Below are 372 nucleotides of genomic sequence, written 5' to 3'. Positions count from 1 at the left end.
GCGCGTCGCGACGCGCTGCACTTCGTCGGCGGTCGGGCCCTTGGCAATGAAATCGGCCATGATCGCGTCGAGCCGCTTCGACACTGCATCGACATCCGCGCCCGGCTTCACATCGACATAGACCTCGAACACGCTGCCGTGCACGAAGGGCTGGGCCGATGCGGTGACGGCGACCGCGGTCTGCTCGTCGCGCACCAGGATGTTGTCGAGCCGCGAGCTGGCAAGACCGCCGAGCACGGTCGCAGCAACGTCGAGCGCGGCATAATCGGGATCGTTCAGGCCCGGCACGGTCCAGAAACGATAGAGGCGCGCAGTCGGCACCTTGTCCTTCATCTCCGCGACCTTCTCCTTGTCGAGCGTCGGCAGCGGCGG

At 66.7% G+C, this 372-nt stretch carries 1 protein-coding gene; it reads right to left on the bottom strand.

Annotated elements, in window-relative coordinates:
- On the bottom strand, nucleotides 1–372 hold a 372-nt coding region (locus AX735_RS17770), incomplete at both ends, for an insulinase family protein (RefSeq protein WP_202189612.1).

The organism is Blastomonas sp. CCH1-A6, assembly GCF_001556365.1.
GTDB lineage: Bacteria > Pseudomonadota > Alphaproteobacteria > Sphingomonadales > Sphingomonadaceae > Blastomonas > Blastomonas ursincola.
Note: the sequence above shows the minus strand (reverse complement) of the source record. Positions and strands in the feature narration are given on the sequence as shown.